The following is a 1,736-nucleotide window of genomic DNA, read 5'->3' on the forward strand; positions in this document are numbered from 1 at the left end:
TAAATGAACATTGAAAACTGAATGACAATATGTCAACGTTAATTCCAAAAACAGTAACTTAAATGTTACAAACACTATTTAGTATTATGAGCTAATCAAACATCATAAATTTTTATGGAGAGTTTGATCCTGGCTCAGGATGAACGCTGGCGGCGTGCCTAATACATGCAAGTCGAGCGAACAGACAAGGAGCTTGCTCCTTTGACGTTAGCGGCGGACGGGTGAGTAACACGTGGGTAACCTACCTATAAGACTGGGATAACTTCGGGAAACCGGAGCTAATACCGGATAATATTTCGAACCGCATGGTTCGATAGTGAAAGATGGTTTTGCTATCACTTATAGATGGACCCGCGCCGTATTAGCTAGTTGGTAAGGTAACGGCTTACCAAGGCGACGATACGTAGCCGACCTGAGAGGGTGATCGGCCACACTGGAACTGAGACACGGTCCAGACTCCTACGGGAGGCAGCAGTAGGGAATCTTCCGCAATGGGCGAAAGCCTGACGGAGCAACGCCGCGTGAGTGATGAAGGTCTTCGGATCGTAAAACTCTGTTATTAGGGAAGAACATACGTGTAAGTAACTGTGCACGTCTTGACGGTACCTAATCAGAAAGCCACGGCTAACTACGTGCCAGCAGCCGCGGTAATACGTAGGTGGCAAGCGTTATCCGGAATTATTGGGCGTAAAGCGCGCGTAGGCGGTTTTTTAAGTCTGATGTGAAAGCCCACGGCTCAACCGTGGAGGGTCATTGGAAACTGGAAAACTTGAGTGCAGAAGAGGAAAGTGGAATTCCATGTGTAGCGGTGAAATGCGCAGAGATATGGAGGAACACCAGTGGCGAAGGCGACTTTCTGGTCTGTAACTGACGCTGATGTGCGAAAGCGTGGGGATCAAACAGGATTAGATACCCTGGTAGTCCACGCCGTAAACGATGAGTGCTAAGTGTTAGGGGGTTTCCGCCCCTTAGTGCTGCAGCTAACGCATTAAGCACTCCGCCTGGGGAGTACGACCGCAAGGTTGAAACTCAAAGGAATTGACGGGGACCCGCACAAGCGGTGGAGCATGTGGTTTAATTCGAAGCAACGCGAAGAACCTTACCAAATCTTGACATCCTTTGACAACTCTAGAGATAGAGCTTTCCCCTTCGGGGGACAAAGTGACAGGTGGTGCATGGTTGTCGTCAGCTCGTGTCGTGAGATGTTGGGTTAAGTCCCGCAACGAGCGCAACCCTTAAGCTTAGTTGCCATCATTAAGTTGGGCACTCTAAGTTGACTGCCGGTGACAAACCGGAGGAAGGTGGGGATGACGTCAAATCATCATGCCCCTTATGATTTGGGCTACACACGTGCTACAATGGACAATACAAAGGGCAGCGAAACCGCGAGGTCAAGCAAATCCCATAAAGTTGTTCTCAGTTCGGATTGTAGTCTGCAACTCGACTACATGAAGCTGGAATCGCTAGTAATCGTAGATCAGCATGCTACGGTGAATACGTTCCCGGGTCTTGTACACACCGCCCGTCACACCACGAGAGTTTGTAACACCCGAAGCCGGTGGAGTAACCATTTGGAGCTAGCCGTCGAAGGTGGGACAAATGATTGGGGTGAAGTCGTAACAAGGTAGCCGTATCGGAAGGTGCGGCTGGATCACCTCCTTTCTAAGGATATATTCGGAACATCTCGTAGAGATGAGGAATAACGTGACATATTGTATTCAGTTTTGAATGTTTAT

The 1,736-nt window shown here is 48.8% G+C and carries 1 rRNA gene; it reads left to right on the forward strand.

The features are described 5' to 3' along the window. Window positions 1-111: 111 nt before the first annotated feature. Window positions 112-1,662 (forward strand): 16S ribosomal RNA (locus HMPREF3239_RS00595). Window positions 1,663-1,736 lie beyond the last annotated feature (74 nt).

This window comes from Staphylococcus sp. HMSC34C02 (assembly GCF_001838705.1).
Taxonomy (GTDB): domain Bacteria; phylum Bacillota; class Bacilli; order Staphylococcales; family Staphylococcaceae; genus Staphylococcus; species Staphylococcus borealis.